The sequence below is a fragment of the Nocardia macrotermitis genome, assembly GCF_009604405.1.
Taxonomy (GTDB): domain Bacteria; phylum Actinomycetota; class Actinomycetes; order Mycobacteriales; family Mycobacteriaceae; genus Nocardia; species Nocardia macrotermitis.
Window position 1 is genome coordinate 28,162 of the sequence record NZ_WEGK01000007.1, and the last position, 15,891, is coordinate 44,052.

The window sequence follows — 15,891 nt, forward strand, 5'->3', positions numbered from 1 at the left end:
CCTTCGGTGTAGGCCTGTTCGACCTTCAGCGCAGCGGTTACGGTTGCTCAGCATTCGGCACGGATGAATACGCGGCGGGTATCTCCACCGCCATTGTGTACCACTACCCATCGTGCTGGATATTGAGGCTCCGGCGAGTGCTCGTTGCCAGCGTCTTGTTCAAGCAGAGAGGAATCACCGATGTTCTGCCAGTACTTCGTTCTCCAGTTCGCTGGAACTCCGTTCCCGAAATCGCCGAGCTCGGAGCGAGATTTGAATTCTCCGACCTCGCTGGCGGGCATGTCGACCACCGCCTCCACGGTCTGGTAGCGAAAGTGGCTGTCCGCGTAGTGGGAGATCAGGTGTGCATCTGTGGGAATGGAAAGACTGCCGCACGTCGATACATTTTTCAGGATCGCGGGTGGCGCGGCACCGCAACCGGCCACTGAAATGAAAGACAGACAAAGTCCGATGATTCCCAGTCGATTGAGCCACTGACTCCTTTTCACAACGCGCCGCTCCAGAACTTGAGTATGTCGCCGCGAGCCTTGAAGCTTCGGGCCCACCCCGCCTCTTCGAGTTGCCTCATGTCGTTGTTGACACCAAGTTGGAAATCGTCCCAGGGATTATAGCCGTCAATGGGCTTATCATCGAAGTTGTAATAGTCATATACGTACACGTTATACCAGATCTCAGCTACGAGACCACTTCCGTCCGCAGACTTCTTAACACGCGTATCACTGCCAACGGCTACAGCGAAATGCCCGATCCCGTGCGCAACGTCGGCGTTTTCGGTAGGACCGGCGCCTACCCATCCGGTCGAGATATCTCTCAACACATCGATCTGAGGATCTCGCTTCGCCTCGTTCCTGATCCAGTCGAGACACCCGGACACCTTGCCCTGAACCTCACTCGTACCCACGACAATCTCCATGTTGGCCTGACTGATGGTGTACTCGTGGTCAGGGCCGTTGTTACCGAGGTAGTAGCCGAGCAGGTCGGAAGAGAAGTCCCAGCCCATCGAATCGAAGAACGCCTGTGCGGCAGCAGCTTCGGCGCTGTTCGCGGCTGCCTCCGACTTATCGAGTATTCCGGTCTTGGACCCGTACCGAGCGCGATCACCGGGCAGCGGCGGATCAGAAGGCGGATGCAAGGCTGCTCTCCCACCAGACGTTGTTCTTGTACCCATAACGAAGTGTCCCCAGATCGGCGACGACCTTGCTCTGCGGCTCGAAGAGGTCGCCTGTCGGCTGGGTGACGGCCGTTCCCGGTTCGTAGGCGAGGGCCTTCCGGATGTGGTCCATCAGGTCGGTGATCGAGGCGTTTCTCGTGTCCGCGATGGCGCGGATGGTGTTGATCTTCGCAGTGATCTGATCCTTGACCGCACTGCTCATCCGACGATCCACCACCTGGGCCCAGGCACCCACCGGCAGTGAGAATCCCAGGAGGTTCAACGGCTCCATCAGTCCCGATGCCAGGCCCACGGCCTGGTTGTAGACCAGCCTCTCCAGGCATTCGCCACCCTTCCGGAGGGTCTTGGCGACGGTGTCGAGATCGGTGCCGCGGCCGGAGATCGCCGTCTGCAGCGTATTCATCGCGGTGGCATACGAATCGGCGGCTGCGCCTGTCCAGTGCGAGGTCAGCCACTGCGACCCGCTGTGCAGATTACCGGCTGTCACGGAGTCGCTGATGCTGAGCTGCCAGATGCGTTGCCCGATGGTTTGGAGGTTCTCCCAGTCGCCGATCAGCGGCGCGAGATACTGCTCGGCCGGCTTGATCCCGATCGATCGGCTCAGGCGATCGTCGAAGATCGAGATGATGTCGTGGGCGCCGGAAACGGTCGTCTTGAGCGTGAGGTTGCCGACATCGATCTGAGGCAGGTCGAGTGACTGCATCCCGGTGAATCGTACGATGTCGCGCACGGTGCCAGGCAGTGACGGCAACGACAGCGAGGACCCTGCCGAAGTGACGGCCCTAGCCCACGCGGTGTCCAGCTGCTGGAATCCCTGGACCGTGGTGTTCAGGTCGGTACCGAAGCCCTGGATCTTGTCGTGATTCTGTCGACCGAGGGCAGTCATCCGGTCTTGGAATCCCTGGAGCGCGGGCGTCAATGTGGCCAGGGTGCCGCTGGTTCCGCCTGGGAGCGCTATGCCGGACGAAATTTTGGACACGTTGGTCAGCATCGTTCTGCCGACATCCGCAAGATCCTTGGCGAAGCCGCTCAGAGCGGCGGATGTAACCGAAACGTCGCTCATTTGGATCCGACAACTTCATGGTGCGACGACTGTGTGACCAGGGACCGGCATATCCGCCGATTCCCATGCCCCCCAATGATAATCATCTCGCAATCGTACTCGACGTGGTCGCTCGCGGCGATCGATTAGTGAGCCACTCAGCCCGAGTCCACCGCGACGAAGGTGGTTGGATCTCCCTGCCGAAGTAGCCGAAACCTCGTACACCGCTTTCGAAAGCACATCGGCGATTGCGGCGTTGCCGCTCGGTCTCAGTGAATTATGTTGGCTACGAAGGCATCCCACTCACCGGGAGAGAAGGACAGGACAGGTCCCGACTTGTCCTTACTGTCGCGAACATGGACCCTCCGGCCACTGAACCGAACCTCCACGCAAGACCCTCCGTTACCCCCGCTGTAGGAGCTCTTACGCCAGCTCTGATCGTCAAACCGACCGTCCGCGGAAAGTCCGATAGACATGAACTTCGATCCACACTTCACTGAATCGTCTTGGCTACGAAGGTATCCCACTCACCAGGAGTGAAGGACAGGACAGGTCCCGACTTGTCCTTGCTGTCGCGGACCTGGACCCCCCGGCCGTTGAACCGGACCTCTACGCAATTGCCGCCGTTGGTCCCACTGTAGCTGCTCTTGCGCCAGCTCATGTCGGTCGAATCAGATGAAGCCATGGGTCAGTCCTTCATTTCCTCGGCGATCCTGAGGATCAAGTCGCGGGACTCAACCGGGCCGAGAGCCGCAGCCTGCAACCTGTCCCACAGCTGAGAGTACGCCCGAACACTCTCAGGCCGGTCGATGTAGTCCGCCGTGGTATACCCCTCGAGGTAGACGACATCGGAGGTCGCATCCTCATCGAACCGCAGCATGACGAAGTGCGCCCACGCATCACCCACCGAACGCGCATCAAATGGGAGGACCTGCAACATGACGGTCTCGAACTGAGCGACCTCCGCTAGATAACGCAGTTGTTCGCGCATCACCTGGGCATCACCGAATGTCCTGCGCAACGCCGACTCGCTCAAGATCACCCGTATCGTTTTGCCGCTCCGATCGAGCAGTGCGCGCCGTCCGAGCCGAACCTCGACATGGCCCTCGACCTCTTCTCTCAGGGCAACCTGTACGTCCCCATTTCCGAACATCGCACGAATGTACGGCTCGACTTGCAGAATCCCGGGCACGACTTCGTGCTGGTACCAACGGATCTCGCTGGCATCCTCCTCGAGTTCGATGTACTGCCGGAACCAGCTGGCGACCGTAGGATGGCCACTCCAACGGCCACGTTGCCTACCAGCTCGGGCAAGCTCCTTCATCGCCTCGATCTCTTCGGCCGCGACACCGTAGAAGTTCATCAGGATGCCGAGATCAGTGAGCCTGATCCCGCTCTGCCCGATCTCCATCCGGCTGATCTTGCTCGCAGCGGCATCGATCATTTCCGCCGCCTCTTCCTGGGTCTTACCAGCCGCTTCACGCGCCTGTTTGAGGGCAAGACCGAGACGGCGACGCTGGATGGTTGGGGTTGCCATCGGTGTGATTCCTCCGCCCACTGGTGACCGATCGACGTCAGCCAAGGCACCGGAGGTGGCTGCGGCCGACATGAGAACAAGGTCAGATTACAACCCGAAGTAGATCCATAAGACGTAAACTCAGATCACATCGCTTAAATAGATGTCTATTTTGATCGTGGGGAGCAACGATGCGGGACTCTACTTTCGAGGTAACACCAGCTCAGAGCGGCCGGAGTGGCAGAACTTGGCCGTCGCGGACGAGTAGCACTGATCGGCAGGCACGGGGATGATCGATCGGTTGCCGGACAAGGATCAGGTGGTGCAGGCGTGTGCGGGGGTGGTGGTCGTGACGCATCCGGTGTTGCTCGACGCGTATGAGTTGGCGAGTTTGCACGAGGCGCGGTTCGGGGCGGGCGGGTCGGGTGAGATCGATTGTGCGCGAAGGTTGTTGGTGCGGGATATCGATCGGTGGGTGTCGGCGTGTGCGCCGCAGCCGGTGGGGGCGGCGTATCTGCATTCGGAGACGGTGGGGATGGTGGTGGACCGGCTGGCCGAGTACTGCGTGCAGGCGCATATTGCGTTGCAGCGCGGGGAGAGCGAGTTGACTCTGCACTATCTGTGGCAGCGGGCGGCCGAAATGTCCTTGGCCTATGCGGATCTCGCGTTCGAGGTGAACTGTGGGCGTCGGCGACTGCCGGATCTCACCGATCCGACTGCGGTGCAGGGTGATTCGAGCGAGGGAGATCGGTGAGCGAACCGGCCGAGGCGTTGCGGGACGATCTGCGGCGGGTCGCCTGGTGTGATTACGCGACGATCGATGCGGCGGCGGGACTGCTCGGCGCACGCGAAATCATCGTTCTGGCAGGGCGACTCGGCGATCTGGCGACGCACTTGGCTGCTCGGTCCGGCGACCCGTCAGGACCGCCGGGAGCCTTGCCAGGTACCGAACGCATCGATCTGACCGCAAACTGGGATTCGGTGACCGTCGCAGGGTGGTTCGTGCGAAATACGTTGCGGCGCTGGGTGTGGATCGACATCCTCTTCACCGCAGAACTGGTGACATACGAGCTGACCAAGGCATTCGTCACCGCCGTCCAGGACCATGAGCCGAACGCTCCGACTCGGATGACGGTGCGGCTACGGGCCATATCGGCGAACCGGCTCGTCATCGAAGTCCACGACTCCCCCGCCAACACCGCCGCACTCGCGCAGGCCGACGGGTTGATCAGCGAATGCGCACACGAAGCGAGCGTCCGATCCGGACAGTGTCGAGCAGGTGGCCGCACGGTCGTCTGGTGCGAACTCGCACGTCCCGAATACAACCAATGGATCTGAATCCGCGACGACACCTACTCGGACCGCCACTCGCGCTTCGGGATTCGGCAACAGCGCATCGGTAGACAGCCAGAAGACGAACTCGACTGCGGATGTGCCGCTCCGGTGGTGATCAGTTGGCATCATCCGCAGTGGATAGCATCAGTTGCCCGGCCACTACCCAGGCGATAGGGTCGGCATGAGCCGACCAGGGGGGCTGAGTCCAATCCGACCTCTCCAGTACGGTGCCGACGACCAGGAGAGGACGACATGACCAGCAGCAGGCGCGCACTGTGTTGCACCGCAGCGGTTATCGGCGTGGCGACGCTGGTTGCCGGATGCCAGGGCGGGGGGTCCACATCGGCAGGCGGGTCAACCCAGGCGGCAGCGACATCGGCTATCGCGCCGGATGCGCCTACAGGGTTCGACGGATGCAAGCTGCCGCAGTCAGTGATCGATAGCGAGCACTTGGGTTCCGACCCTGACCGTTCGGACTCGGCGGGTGACGGCGGAATCAAATGGCGCGGATGCATCTGGGTTGCCGACAACGGCGACGGATACGGCGCAAATATCCGCACTACCAACATCACAATCCCGGCGATCCAAGCCAACAAGGCATTCACAATCGCCGAGACGCTCAGTATCGACGGACGCCAAGCGGTCACTTATCACCAGACCGGCCAGACTGATCTGCACAAAACGTGCCTGCTCGAGGTCGAGGTGAAGGGGGGCGGGCTCGAAATCTCGATCAGCAATGCTGAAACAAACACAGCAACCGGCACGCAAGCCTCGTGCGATATAGCCAAACGTCTAGCCGGAAAATTGGTGCCCACTTTCGGGCCAGCAGCGTGACCGAACTTCATGCCATCAACCAAAATTGGCATACTCCACCAGGGAGGGAAAAACATTATGGCCTACGACAGCAAGCCCGTGGCAACAAATGGCCCATTGGGAAGCTTGATAACTGCGGCGCAGAATGGCCAGCTCAGCGTCAGTTACAGCACGGATGTCACTGTCAATGCAGACGAGTTCGCCCTGATCGAGAGGGACTGCGTGGCCATGAAGGCTGAGCTCAGAAAATTGCAGGTCCAAGCCCAATCAATCTCGGATCAGTCGAATTGGGGCCTTGGAGAGAATGAGGACCGGCTGATATCCGCAAAGACTCTGGTGCCAAGACTCCGCAGTAAAGCTGCGAAAGTAAATTCTAGCGATTCGGACAATAATCTATTCGATATTTTCCAAAAGCATTATCGAATAGTTGATGATTACCAGAATTTACATAAAGAAATTGCTCAACAGTATTGCGCTCAGGATGAGCAATTCGCGGCCGAATATCGCAAACTTCTAGCAAACGCGCCTGCAAGCCCTATCGGCAAGACTACAACACAACCTGGCGTCACCCCAGGGATCGGATTGTCGTAGTGGTCGCCTACGAGCCCTCGAAGATCCCGGACGGCGGCGAGAATCCGGACAGTTGGACGCACTGGGATATCTACCGTGCTTTCAACCCACTGAACACCGTCAACGCCCAGCAAGCGGCGACGACCTACGCCAAGATCGCGAAGGACTGGTCCAGTGCGATGTCGTATTTCGTTGGCCGCATCAACCAGTCCAGCACCGCGGCGTGGTCAGGAGCGGCTGCCGAGGCGTCTCGTACCGCGATGACCAACTACGGCAAATCCGCCGAGGATACGACCGACGCCATCAACGCCCTGGCCGACAACGTGACCACCGCCATCGCAGGTATCACCGGAACGAAAAGCGGTGTCCCCGAACCGATCAACAGTGTCAGCGCCTGGAACCCCAAGGGCTGGGACGTCGGTTTCTGGGAGGGTTCGAAGTCGCGGACGAAGATCGATCAAGAGCGCGACACCGCGCGCGAGAACATGCGCAAATACTACAAAGACAACTTCACCAGCGCGGATTCCAAGATAGCCACCATCCCCGATCCGAACCCGATCAGCAGCCCGCTGAACACCTACACTCCGTCGAGCAGCTCCACCTACAAACCAGGCGTCGCCAGCAGCGGTAGCGGCGGCAGCGACACCCACAACAGCGGCAGCAGCTCCGGAAACGCCGGTTACAGTGGCAGCGGCGGCCAGTCCGGCACGTCATCGAACACCTCGGCCTCCACCTCGCCGGCGAGCTACCAGAATTCCTCCACCTCCGGTGCCTCGAATACCACTCCCAGCAGCCTGTACGGTGGCCAGTCCTCGACCACTTCGACCACGCCGAGCAGTTTCACCAGCGGCGTCGGCGGCGGATCGGGAACCGACAGCACAGGTACCGGCACGAACGCGAATCCCGGTGGCGGCCTGGGCAAGAGCGTGCCCGGCACCACCCCGGGAACCACCGCCACCGCCGCCAGCCGGGCGGGAAATTCCACCACGGGATTCGGCGGAATGGGAGGCATGGGCGGCACCGGGAAAAGCGGCGATTCAGAATCGACCCACGCCATTCCGGAATGGCTCCGCACCATGGAGAACACCGAGGAACTCCTGGGCCCCATACCGAAAACAGCACCCGGCGGCGTCATCGGCGGCCAATTCGACGGAAACTCCGACGAAAATTCCGATGCCGAATCGTAAACACAACATCGAGGTGAGCGAATAATGGCCGAATGGGTATGGGAGCCAGACGATTTCGCCGCCCTGTGGCTCGGCGAAGCACGCGACCGGCTACCCCGCCCACTCAGCTACACCAGCCGCTTCCCCACCATGGACGCCGCCACCGCACACCGCCGGACGGTACGCGCCCGCTACGACGCCGACCAGACCGAACTGATCGAGCTCGCCTTCCACACCCTCGTCAACTCCGACGTCAGGATCGAAATCACCGGCGAGTCAACCACTTTCGGCAAAGGCTCGCCGAAGGAATACCGAATCGTCGGCGCCCGCACCCCACACCACGCCGTAATGCTCACCCAGACAGCCGATCCCGGCCCGCAGGAGTCGGTCGGCGGCCAGATCCGCGGCCGCCTGTTCCGCACCGAACAACTCCCCGCCCGCCTGGCCAACATCGTCCCCTCCTTCCCCGCAGGCCAAACAAAACCGGACACCTTCCACATCAAAGACCTGAAAACCCGCCAGCCCGAAACATATTCACGCAACACCCCACGCGACCGCTTCGACCGCCTCACCAAACAACGCCTCGACGGCGGCGGCGTAGCAGGCCTCCTCACCGGCTCCCCTTTCCACCACCCCAACCCCTGGTACACCACCCAATGGCTCGACATAGCCCGCGACGGCCGCTACCTACAACTCCGCACCCGCGAACACCTCACCATCCGCCCAGCCACCCCCACCGACCTATCCACCTGCTTCGCCACCTGGATAGAACGCGCCCTCCAACGCCTCCGCGAAGACGAACCCGACCACTGGTAGCGAACTCGACGGTCGAACGATGACCGATACCATCGGCGGCAACGAGTAGACGAGCGAGTAGAGGGGACTGCATGTCAGCAGCCGCAGCAGAATTCGCAATAGTGCCCGAGACCGTGCGCTCGACCGGAACCTACGTCCAGCAGACTGCCGAAGCTCTGGTCTCGGGAATCCACAGCGCCGACGCCGAGGTCCAGGGCCTCATGTCCACGTGGCACGGTGCCGCAGCCGACGCATACCTCGCGGCGTGGGAGGACACCCGCAAAGCCGCACTCGAGGTCTTGGATGCCCTGCACACAATGGCGGATCTGCTCGGGGTGACTGCGGCGAGCATCACCGATCTGGACACCGCCCGCGCCGACGCGACCACGGCTCGTGTCTCCTCCCTCGACCTGCCGTAAGGAGCCCGACCATGAGTGACCCGGACCGCGGATACCGTGTCGACCTCGAACACCTCGATGAGGTGACCACCCGTATCTCAGGGCTGCAAGGATTCATCACCGAATCCCTCACCGGCCTGGACTCCAGAATCGCTGCCGCGCACCAGGAATGGACCGGCGCGGCTGCGGACAAACACGCCGAGGCGCACCGCGAATGGATGAAAGCCGCCGGTGAGGCCCGCGACGGCATTCAGGCCATGCACACCGCCGCCCAGACCGCACACACCGCCTACGGCGACGTCATCACCGCCAACCGCAAAGTGCTGGGAATCTGATCCGTGACCACGATCGACGTCCAGCCATCCATCTACTACACCGCCGCCACAGCCCTGCACGGCCTGGCCGTGGACTTGTACAACGCATTCGACGGTCGCGGCGACGCACTCGATCAGTGCGGTTCGATGGCCGGGTCCTACGACGAAGCCAAATCCTGGGCGGCCGGATACGACGCCAACTCCCACCAGGCACTCCAGACGATGTTCTCGCTCGCCGAGCTGATGGACACCTACGCGAAAGCGCTGCGCACGCTCGGCTACAACCACCAGCTCGCGGACTGGAACGCTACTACCGGTACCAAGGGCGCGGCCCCCACCCGGCCCGCGGATCCACTCCCGGCCGTGCTGATGTGCCGCAAGTCTCCGCCCTCGGCGGGTGGACCCGGGAACGGCCTGTCGGACGCGATCCACCTCGCCGAGAAGGTCGGCATCATCATCCCGGACGGCGACCTGGACAAGCTCTCCGCGCTCGCGGGCACTTGGACCACGATGCACGCCGACCACGCCATCAACGGGCTGGCGGCCAGTATCGGCCGCATCATCGACTCGGTCTCGCTGGTCAAATCTCCCGAAGCCACACATGTCGTCGAAGATCTGCAAGGGATGAAACTCTCGGCGAACACGATCGTGGACGGGTGCGACGAACTCGCGAAATCCTGCCAATCCCACCACGACGACCTGCACAACCTGCGCGAGCGACTGAAGAAAAAGCTCGAGGAGCTCGCAAAAAGCCTGGCTGTGGAGGTGGGCGTAACCATTATTCTCGGTGCGGTCGCGAACTGTTTGACCGCGGGATTGGCCACAGTGGTGACAGCCGCACGTGTCGCCAAAATCGTCGACAGATTCGTGGGCCCTATCCGCGAGATGGTCGAAGCGTGGGTCAAGGCCCGGAAAGCCAAGAAAGCATTCCAGGCAGAACAGAAACTTGCGGCCGAGCAGAAGAAGATAGCGGAGATACAACAGCGGGTACAGCAGAACGCTCAGGACTGGCTCAGCGGTGGCGGCAAGTACATGAGCCGCGAAGAAGAACAAGCGCTGTTGCGCGGCCCTGGTCGCGATCTGGTGCGAGCGCTCCGCAAAGGCGACAAACTCACCGCCGAACAGCAACAAAAGCTCGACCTCATCAACAGTGCCATGAGCAAGGCACCCGTGCACGCCGGTCCCGTCCGCCGAGATATCGACCTGACTGGCGACGAACTCGCAAGCCTTCAAAAGAGCTTCCAAGAAGGCAAGCCGTGGAACGGCAATGGATTCATGAACTCATCCACCAACCCGGCCGGGGTGAACAACGGAGGCATGGTGAACACTACGAACACCACGTTTCAAATCGTGTCGAAAACCGGCCGTGACGTGTCCGAACTCGGTGGCACACATGACGAGGTGGCATTCCAATCGGCCACGAAGTTCTTGGTAAAAGGCATAAAAGCCGATCCATCGAACCCGCGGCGCACCATAATCCAACTGGTCGAACCGTAGAAAGGAAAAACACATGCCGGAAAGAGTAGGTCGATTCACGTTCTACAGCCGCGAAGAGAGCGAGCAAATGGGCATAAAATACCCTAGCGCCGAGGAGCTCGCCGCCACCGATGCAATATTCGAGGAGTTCACCCGGCTCGGCGCGACCCTGCCACCCCGCGAAGGCACACCTGGGTTGGGCTGGGGAGAAAAATACTTCATCGATGACCTGGTCGGCACCGAGTTCGAAGGCTGGACTCACGACCCGGCCACCGACATCTGGTTCGATGCCCAGGGCCGCCCCGCCTACGATGCGAAGGGCCAGCGCATCCAGTATCCCGAAGACGACGCCCGGACCGACCAGGGATCTGGACCAGGTACTCATACACCCGCACGACCGGCGTCCGACACGGACGGTAGTGGCGGAATTTCCTTTCATATTTGATCCGCAGACGTGGGCAGAGGCTGTCGGTCCTCAGATGGTTATGCTCGGCGCGAATGTCAACGGAGTCTACGGCAACATTCAGTTCAAAAACCTGAATGATCAGACGGTCCAGGCCGGAGCGCGGACACTGACCGATATGCTTCGAATGATGACCAAATGATGGTGCTACGGCCCGCTCGAGCGCATCATGATTCGTGGAAACGCTAGTCCCCCAACGACAACGGAGAACCTCGTGGAGACACCGGAACCAACCGCGGGCGTACCGGCGCACGCTGCCGACGCCGGTGAAGACGCGGAGGTCGCTGATCCGGTCGAGATGACCGTTGACGAGTACGCCGATCTGCTGGTCGACCTCTGGCGGGGGCTGGCCGATGCGTCGAGCGAGTTCGCCGCCAACGTCACCAACTCCTGGTGGAATGCGTTGCCGATTGCTCGGCCCGAGGGGATGAACATGGCGGGTATGGCTGCGGTTATGGCTGCGCGGCTGGCCAAGTTGGGGCCCGATGGGGATCCGCTCGAGATGCTTACGATGGGGATGATCTCCTACGCTCAGCATTCCCGTGATCAAGCCTTGGCCGAGCTGGCGAACGTCGAACGGCAACGCCAAGCGCTCCACGAGCAAACCGTAGCCGAAACCTCTACTCCCCCAAGCTGTTCAGATCTCGAATCAACTCGGATTGAGCCTGGAACCAAAGCATAGAGATTCGCGGGTGAGCAATTTCGCTCAGTGAGCATTCAATGATGTTGGGCGCCTGGGTAATCGTGATCCCATGGGGGATGACCTCATCCGGCCAATCCGACGTCGACCGGGCGATCGGTGTGCTGATCGCTGAAAGCCTGCGAGTGGGCAGTACCTTGCCGAGCCTCGGCATCACTCTCGGCACAATCACGCGACTGGTACCGGCGCAACCCGCCGCCGGACAGCCACCCGCCTGGACGCTGATCGAGTTCGGTGTCGATGTCACTCACGCCCATACCTTCGCCGACGAGCTTGCGGGAGCGCTCGACATCGGCCCCTGGTACGTCGAATTCCACACTCACACAGAAACATTCATAGTCTTCCGAAATCGCATCTTCCGATTCGCACGTGACGACGAGCACGGCCACACCATCGCCGCCGACCACGGCCGCAACCTCGGCATCCCGGACCACCAACTCGACTGGCCACGCTGAACGCTTCGAACCGCTCGCAGTTCCACACAGGTCCCGCAGCATCGCCCCGTAACAACGGGTGCCTCAGTGACCATCGGCGGCGAACCAGCAGAACGGGCGCAGCTTGCGCGGGAACGTCCGACAACGCTGGTTGACTTTGCCCCTGGGGCCGACCCCATGCTCGATACGAGGAAATTCGTGGCGGCGAGGAGGTAAGCGGTGGATCTGGTGAGTATCGGGGCGTTTGCGCGGTTGGCCGGGTTGTCGCCGAAGGCGTTGCGGTTGTATGCGGATGCGGGGATTCTGGTGCCTGAGCGGGTTGATCCGGAGAGTGGGTATCGGTGGTACGGGGTGGGGCAGGTGCCGGTGGCTCGGCATATTGCGCAGTTGCGGCGGTTGGATATGCCGCTGGCGACCATCGGTGCGGTGTTGGCGCAGCCGGTGGATCAGCGGGCGCGGGGGCTGAGTGAGTACTGGGACGAGCGGGAGCGGGCGTTCACCGGTAAGCGGCGGCTGGCCGAATTCCTCATTGCCCAACTGGGTGGAAAGCAGGTTGCCGTGTATCCCGTGTCCGTTCGCACCATTCCCGAACGTGCGCTGTTGAGTTGTACCGAAAATCTGGCCGCGGATCGGATCGGTGAATTCGCAACACCGTTGTTCGCGCTGTTCGGTGGTCCGTCGGTGCCGCGGCCGGACGGTGTCGCGGGGCTGCCGTTCCTGCGGTATCACGGCGAGCTCGGTCCCGACGACGATGCTCCGGTCGAATTCTGTTGTCCGGTAAGCAGATCCGAACTCGAAGCGGTCGCCGCACGCTTCCCGGACATGCTCGTGCGCGACGAACCCGCGACGCGCGAGGCGTATATCGAAGTCCCCAAATCCGAGATGACGACGGCGCTGGGATTCGAATCGCTGCATCAGTGGCTGACCGCGCACGACGAGCGATCCGACTGGCGGCCCCGGCAGATCTTCCTGCGCGATCCCGCCGGAGCACGGGAGACGGACACCGTCTACGAACTCGCGGTGCGGCTGCTGTGAGGCGTCAGCGCAGCTCCTCGGCGAGCCCGACGACGATGCCCTCCGGTCCCCGCACGTAGCAGAGCCGATAGATCTGCTCGAACTGCACGATCTCGCCGACGAGTTCGGCGCCTCGGGCGCGCAGCCGGGTGACGACGTCATCTATATCGTCGACGGCGAACATGACGCGGCGGATGCCGAGCGTGTTCGCGGGGGCGTGTTTCGGTTCGGTCCGGATCACCTCGGGGTTGCTGAACATGGCCAGTTCGATGCCGCCGGGCGCACCGGGGATCCGCAGCATCGCCACCTCCTGCCGCACATCCTCGACGCCGATCACCCGTTCCACCCACGGGCCCTCGACCGGGCCGCGATTTTCCAACTCCATCCCGAGTTCGACGAAGAACCCGATCACCGCATCGAGGTCCTCGACCACGATCAATACGTTGTCCATCCGTTGAATCGCCACAACACCCTCCTGAATCGACGAGCCCACCCGGGCAGTTACTCCGTTAGGACCGACTCGCCGGCGAGAATTCATCGGCGGTCGGCGAGGAAATCGAAACACCTTGTGCGGGTTCAGTGTTCACAGAGGGAGAACTCCCGCTCGTAGATCTCCTCGTTGTGGGTGTCCACGAAGAACTTCCGTTCGTGCATCAGCTGGGCGCGGTGCTCCTTCGCCTCGGCGAGGGTCATGGTCGAGGTGGGCTTGAGCGCGGAGCCCAGCACCTGCGCCAGCGGTCCCTCGTCCTCGAGGCGTAGACCTCCCGCACACCGTTGCGGTCGTTCTGCTCGTAGTCGGGATCATCCAGTGCGGCACCCCGCGCACCAGACAGAACAGCGACGGATGCACCAGATCCAGCACCTGACCGTCCGCACCCGGATGCCAGTCCCGCTCGGCCTCGGGAACCTCCTCCAGCACTCGAACCGCTTCGCACAGACGGGATTTCAATTCGTCGTCGATCAACACGTCCGACTGCCACACCCCGTCGACAGCCGACACCTCGATACCAGTGCGCGCATCCCCGCAACCCGGCGTAATACGTCAATTCCGCCAGCACATAACGGATCTGGGCTTCCGTCAGGTCCCGCTCGGTGGCCTACCGCGTCCACCGGGCGACGATCTCCGCGTCGTGCATCTTCACGAACCAGTCCGGTTTGGCCCGGATCAGGGCGCTGAGTCGCATCATCTGCAACTCGCGCAGGCTGCGGGGCGGTGTGGTGGCCACCTGATGGTAGGAGCGGAAGGGCAGGGGGAAGGTCGGCAGAGCTGTCATTGCCTCGGATCTCTCGCTGAATCGATGCCGCGGCGAGAGTACGTCAACGGTCCGACAGATTGCCGCCGCGCGCGGGAAGTCTCCGCCCGATACGATGTCGGTGCACATTTTCCGCTCCGGTGATCGTTGTTGGTATGAGGGAGTCCGAGCGGATGGATCGCCGCGACAACAGAATCGGTAGACGCAGTGTCCTGGTTGCGGCCGGGGCCTGGGTGGCGCTCACTGCTACCGCGCAGCCGACGCAGGCGGTGATGATCAGCCAGGAGGCGCCACCGGGTCCCGAGGAGTCGGGGCAGCGGGCCGACCTGGCAGAACAGGCGATCGTGCAGCGTTATGTGCGTTCACTCTGGGGTGAGTCGCAGGTTCAGTTGGGCACGCTGGTCTGGCCCGCGTCGCTGTGGGAGCAACTGTTGCTCGGGCGATGGTGTTACTGGTGGCAGGCGCATCTGCTCGACTGCGCGGTCGACGCCGCGATCCGGGCCCGCACCCCCGAACGCATCGAGCGCATCTTCGCCGTCGCCCGCGGCATCCGGGTCCGTAACTTCACCGGCTGGGTGAACAGTTACTACGACGACATGTCCTGGCTGATACTGGCGATGGAACGGGCCGAACGCCTGCTCGGGATCCGGTTCGGCGCAGCCGTCGGGGATCTGCACCGCGCGCTGTACGCGGGCTGGCAGCCGGAGATCGGTGCGGTGCCGTGGCGTTCCAACGACAACTACTACTCCACCTCCGCGATCGGCCCGACCGGTATCGCGATGGCCCGGACCGGCGAATTATCCCGCGCCGCAGCACTTTCGGACTTCCTCCAACGTCGCCTGCGCGATCCGCGCACCGGTCTGATCTATGACGGCGTCCACGAACCCGGCGGGCGGGTGGACCGCGCCACACCGACCTACTGCCAGGGCGCGACAATCGGCCTGGAAGCCGAATTGGCCACCCGCACAGGCGATTCCACCCACCGCGACCGGGCGACCGAACTCATCGCCGCCACCGCGGAGCACCTCACCACCGACGGTGTGATCGCCGCTGCCACCGCGAACGACTCCGGCCTGTTCATGGGCATCCTGGCCAGATACCTCGCCGAGGCCGCCCTCGCGCTCGGCGACACCACCGCCGCGAACATCGTCCACACCTCCGCCCGCGCGGCCTGGGAACACCGCGCCGAGGTCGGCGGGCTCCCCCTGTTCGGCATGGACTGGAGCCGCCCCCTCACCGTCCCGGCGCACCCCGGCACCTTCACCCAGCTCACCCACTCCTCGAACGCGCAGGTCGCGAACCTGAGCCGCGACCTGTCGGTCCAGCTCAGCGGGTGGATGCTGCTCGAGGCGGATCATCAGCTCACCGCGGCGGGGCACTGAGAGCGGTGTGCGGGACCGCCACGACCGGGCCACGCGATCGGCTGTGACA

General features: G+C 62.4%; 23 protein-coding genes and 1 pseudogene. 14 read left to right on the plus strand and 10 right to left on the minus strand.

Features of this window, described 5'->3' with window-relative positions:
* Positions 1 to 47: 47 nt before the first annotated feature.
* The 6 genes from NRB20_RS17430 to NRB20_RS17455 all read right to left on the minus strand — a co-directional run bounded on the left by NRB20_RS17430 (position 48) and on the right by NRB20_RS17455 (position 3,750).
* Positions 48 to 488 (minus strand): hypothetical protein, encoded by a 441-nt coding sequence (locus NRB20_RS17430; protein WP_153411213.1) that lies wholly within the window; start codon positions 486 to 488, stop codon positions 48 to 50.
* On the minus strand, positions 485 to 1,132 hold the full coding sequence (locus tag NRB20_RS17435; RefSeq protein WP_153411214.1) for a hypothetical protein: 648 nt from the start codon (positions 1,130 to 1,132) through the stop codon (positions 485 to 487). Before NRB20_RS17435 ends, NRB20_RS17430 begins: the two co-directional genes overlap by 4 nt.
* Positions 1,116 to 2,234: a hypothetical protein gene (locus NRB20_RS17440; protein WP_153411215.1), complete on the minus strand. Its 1,119-nt coding sequence runs from the start codon at positions 2,232 to 2,234 to the stop codon at positions 1,116 to 1,118. The genes NRB20_RS17435 and NRB20_RS17440 overlap by 17 nt, the downstream gene beginning before the upstream one ends.
* Positions 2,235 to 2,482: 248 nt before the next feature.
* Complete coding sequence (locus NRB20_RS17445) at positions 2,483 to 2,689, minus strand: DUF397 domain-containing protein (RefSeq protein ID WP_153411216.1); 207 nt, start codon at positions 2,687 to 2,689, stop codon at positions 2,483 to 2,485.
* Between the two features lie 17 nt (positions 2,690 to 2,706).
* Positions 2,707 to 2,898, minus strand: coding sequence for a DUF397 domain-containing protein (locus tag NRB20_RS17450; protein WP_153411217.1), 192 nt, complete (start codon positions 2,896 to 2,898; stop codon positions 2,707 to 2,709).
* Positions 2,899 to 2,901: 3 nt separating this feature from the next.
* Positions 2,902 to 3,750, minus strand: a complete 849-nt coding sequence (locus NRB20_RS17455) for a helix-turn-helix domain-containing protein (protein WP_153411218.1) — start codon at positions 3,748 to 3,750, stop codon at positions 2,902 to 2,904.
* Positions 3,751 to 4,018: 268 nt separating this feature from the next.
* Between NRB20_RS17455 and NRB20_RS17460 the strand changes: the two genes are divergently transcribed.
* The 13 genes from NRB20_RS17460 (at position 4,019) to NRB20_RS17520 (ending at position 13,228) form a co-directional block, all read left to right on the plus strand.
* Positions 4,019 to 4,483 carry a DUF4254 domain-containing protein gene (locus NRB20_RS17460; protein WP_153411219.1) on the plus strand — a complete coding sequence of 155 codons (465 nt, stop codon included), beginning with the start codon at positions 4,019 to 4,021 and terminating at the stop codon, positions 4,481 to 4,483.
* Entirely contained in the window at positions 4,480 to 5,067 is a 588-nt protein-coding gene (locus NRB20_RS17465) for a hypothetical protein (protein WP_153411220.1), read from the plus strand. The genes NRB20_RS17460 and NRB20_RS17465 overlap by 4 nt, the downstream gene beginning before the upstream one ends.
* A gap of 249 nt (positions 5,068 to 5,316) precedes the next feature.
* The gene (locus tag NRB20_RS17470; protein WP_153411221.1) at positions 5,317 to 5,898 is read left to right on the plus strand and encodes a DUF3558 domain-containing protein; all 582 of its coding nucleotides are present in this window, start codon (positions 5,317 to 5,319) and stop codon (positions 5,896 to 5,898) included.
* Between the two features lie 57 nt (positions 5,899 to 5,955).
* Positions 5,956 to 6,468 carry a hypothetical protein gene (locus tag NRB20_RS17475; RefSeq protein ID WP_153411222.1) on the plus strand — a complete coding sequence of 171 codons (513 nt, stop codon included), beginning with the start codon at positions 5,956 to 5,958 and terminating at the stop codon, positions 6,466 to 6,468.
* Entirely contained in the window at positions 6,468 to 7,634 is a 1,167-nt protein-coding gene (locus NRB20_RS17480; RefSeq protein WP_153411223.1) for a hypothetical protein, read from the plus strand. The genes NRB20_RS17475 and NRB20_RS17480 overlap by 1 nt, the downstream gene beginning before the upstream one ends.
* Positions 7,635 to 7,658: 24 nt before the next feature.
* Positions 7,659 to 8,429, plus strand: coding sequence for an ESX secretion-associated protein EspG (locus NRB20_RS17485; RefSeq protein WP_153411224.1), 771 nt, complete (start codon positions 7,659 to 7,661; stop codon positions 8,427 to 8,429).
* A gap of 71 nt (positions 8,430 to 8,500) precedes the next feature.
* Positions 8,501 to 8,827, plus strand: coding sequence for a WXG100 family type VII secretion target (locus tag NRB20_RS17490; RefSeq protein WP_153411225.1), 327 nt, complete (start codon positions 8,501 to 8,503; stop codon positions 8,825 to 8,827).
* A gap of 11 nt (positions 8,828 to 8,838) precedes the next feature.
* Positions 8,839 to 9,141 carry a WXG100 family type VII secretion target gene (locus NRB20_RS17495; protein WP_153411226.1) on the plus strand — a complete coding sequence of 101 codons (303 nt, stop codon included), beginning with the start codon at positions 8,839 to 8,841 and terminating at the stop codon, positions 9,139 to 9,141.
* Positions 9,142 to 9,144: 3 nt separating this feature from the next.
* Positions 9,145 to 10,617: a CIR N-terminal domain-containing protein gene (locus NRB20_RS17500; RefSeq protein WP_153411227.1), complete on the plus strand. Its 1,473-nt coding sequence runs from the start codon at positions 9,145 to 9,147 to the stop codon at positions 10,615 to 10,617.
* Between the two features lie 13 nt (positions 10,618 to 10,630).
* Complete coding sequence (locus NRB20_RS17505) at positions 10,631 to 11,041, plus strand: hypothetical protein (RefSeq protein ID WP_153411228.1); 411 nt, start codon at positions 10,631 to 10,633, stop codon at positions 11,039 to 11,041.
* A gap of 232 nt (positions 11,042 to 11,273) precedes the next feature.
* The gene (locus tag NRB20_RS17510) at positions 11,274 to 11,741 is read left to right on the plus strand and encodes a hypothetical protein (protein WP_153411229.1); all 468 of its coding nucleotides are present in this window, start codon (positions 11,274 to 11,276) and stop codon (positions 11,739 to 11,741) included.
* 77 nt (positions 11,742 to 11,818) lie between these two features.
* Positions 11,819 to 12,214 carry a hypothetical protein gene (locus NRB20_RS17515; RefSeq protein WP_153411230.1) on the plus strand — a complete coding sequence of 132 codons (396 nt, stop codon included), beginning with the start codon at positions 11,819 to 11,821 and terminating at the stop codon, positions 12,212 to 12,214.
* A gap of 198 nt (positions 12,215 to 12,412) precedes the next feature.
* Positions 12,413 to 13,228, plus strand: a complete 816-nt coding sequence (locus tag NRB20_RS17520; protein ID WP_319945045.1) for a MerR family transcriptional regulator — start codon at positions 12,413 to 12,415, stop codon at positions 13,226 to 13,228.
* A gap of 4 nt (positions 13,229 to 13,232) precedes the next feature.
* Here NRB20_RS17520 and NRB20_RS17525 read toward each other — a convergent pair whose 3' ends face one another.
* The 4 genes and pseudogenes from NRB20_RS17525 to NRB20_RS38195 all read right to left on the minus strand — a co-directional run bounded on the left by NRB20_RS17525 (position 13,233) and on the right by NRB20_RS38195 (position 14,481).
* A complete protein-coding gene (locus tag NRB20_RS17525; RefSeq protein ID WP_319945046.1) occupies positions 13,233 to 13,673 on the minus strand; it encodes a VOC family protein in 441 nt (146 codons plus the stop codon).
* Positions 13,674 to 13,783: 110 nt separating this feature from the next.
* Positions 13,784 to 13,933 carry a hypothetical protein gene (locus tag NRB20_RS38185; protein ID WP_227833682.1) on the minus strand — a complete coding sequence of 50 codons (150 nt, stop codon included), beginning with the start codon at positions 13,931 to 13,933 and terminating at the stop codon, positions 13,784 to 13,786.
* A 91-nt stretch (positions 13,934 to 14,024) separates the two neighbouring features.
* Positions 14,025 to 14,207 (minus strand): annotated as a pseudogene (locus NRB20_RS39605) (DUF4246 family protein); the annotation flags it as partial.
* Between the two features lie 97 nt (positions 14,208 to 14,304).
* Positions 14,305 to 14,481 (minus strand): DUF4246 domain-containing protein, encoded by a 177-nt coding sequence (locus NRB20_RS38195; RefSeq protein WP_227833622.1) that lies wholly within the window; start codon positions 14,479 to 14,481, stop codon positions 14,305 to 14,307.
* A gap of 134 nt (positions 14,482 to 14,615) precedes the next feature.
* Between NRB20_RS38195 and NRB20_RS17535 the strand changes: the two genes are divergently transcribed.
* Positions 14,616 to 15,842 carry a glycoside hydrolase family 76 protein gene (locus tag NRB20_RS17535; RefSeq protein WP_227833623.1) on the plus strand — a complete coding sequence of 409 codons (1,227 nt, stop codon included), beginning with the start codon at positions 14,616 to 14,618 and terminating at the stop codon, positions 15,840 to 15,842.
* Positions 15,843 to 15,891 lie beyond the last annotated feature (49 nt).

Excerpts from the sequence above, each read along its gene's own strand:
- NRB20_RS17495 (WP_153411226.1), top strand. The coding sequence starts at position 8,839 with ATGAGTGACCCGGACCGCGGATACCGTGTCGACCTCGAACACCTCGAT.
- NRB20_RS17490 (WP_153411225.1), top strand. The coding sequence starts at position 8,501 with ATGTCAGCAGCCGCAGCAGAATTCGCAATAGTGCCCGAGACCGTGCGC.
- NRB20_RS17475 (WP_153411222.1), top strand. The coding sequence starts at position 5,956 with ATGGCCTACGACAGCAAGCCCGTGGCAACAAATGGCCCATTGGGAAGC.
- NRB20_RS17535 (WP_227833623.1), top strand. The coding sequence starts at position 14,616 with ATGAGGGAGTCCGAGCGGATGGATCGCCGCGACAACAGAATCGGTAGA.
- NRB20_RS17505 (WP_153411228.1), top strand. The coding sequence starts at position 10,631 with ATGCCGGAAAGAGTAGGTCGATTCACGTTCTACAGCCGCGAAGAGAGC.
- NRB20_RS17455 (WP_153411218.1), bottom strand. The coding sequence starts at position 3,750 with ATGGCAACCCCAACCATCCAGCGTCGCCGTCTCGGTCTTGCCCTCAAA.
- NRB20_RS38195 (WP_227833622.1), bottom strand. The coding sequence starts at position 14,481 with ATGACAGCTCTGCCGACCTTCCCCCTGCCCTTCCGCTCCTACCATCAG.
- NRB20_RS17450 (WP_153411217.1), bottom strand. The coding sequence starts at position 2,898 with ATGGCTTCATCTGATTCGACCGACATGAGCTGGCGCAAGAGCAGCTAC.
- NRB20_RS17460 (WP_153411219.1), top strand. The coding sequence starts at position 4,019 with ATGATCGATCGGTTGCCGGACAAGGATCAGGTGGTGCAGGCGTGTGCG.
- NRB20_RS17485 (WP_153411224.1), top strand. The coding sequence starts at position 7,659 with ATGGCCGAATGGGTATGGGAGCCAGACGATTTCGCCGCCCTGTGGCTC.
- NRB20_RS17515 (WP_153411230.1), top strand. The coding sequence starts at position 11,819 with ATGACCTCATCCGGCCAATCCGACGTCGACCGGGCGATCGGTGTGCTG.
- NRB20_RS17440 (WP_153411215.1), bottom strand. The coding sequence starts at position 2,234 with ATGAGCGACGTTTCGGTTACATCCGCCGCTCTGAGCGGCTTCGCCAAG.
- NRB20_RS17445 (WP_153411216.1), bottom strand. The coding sequence starts at position 2,689 with ATGTCTATCGGACTTTCCGCGGACGGTCGGTTTGACGATCAGAGCTGG.
- NRB20_RS17470 (WP_153411221.1), top strand. The coding sequence starts at position 5,317 with ATGACCAGCAGCAGGCGCGCACTGTGTTGCACCGCAGCGGTTATCGGC.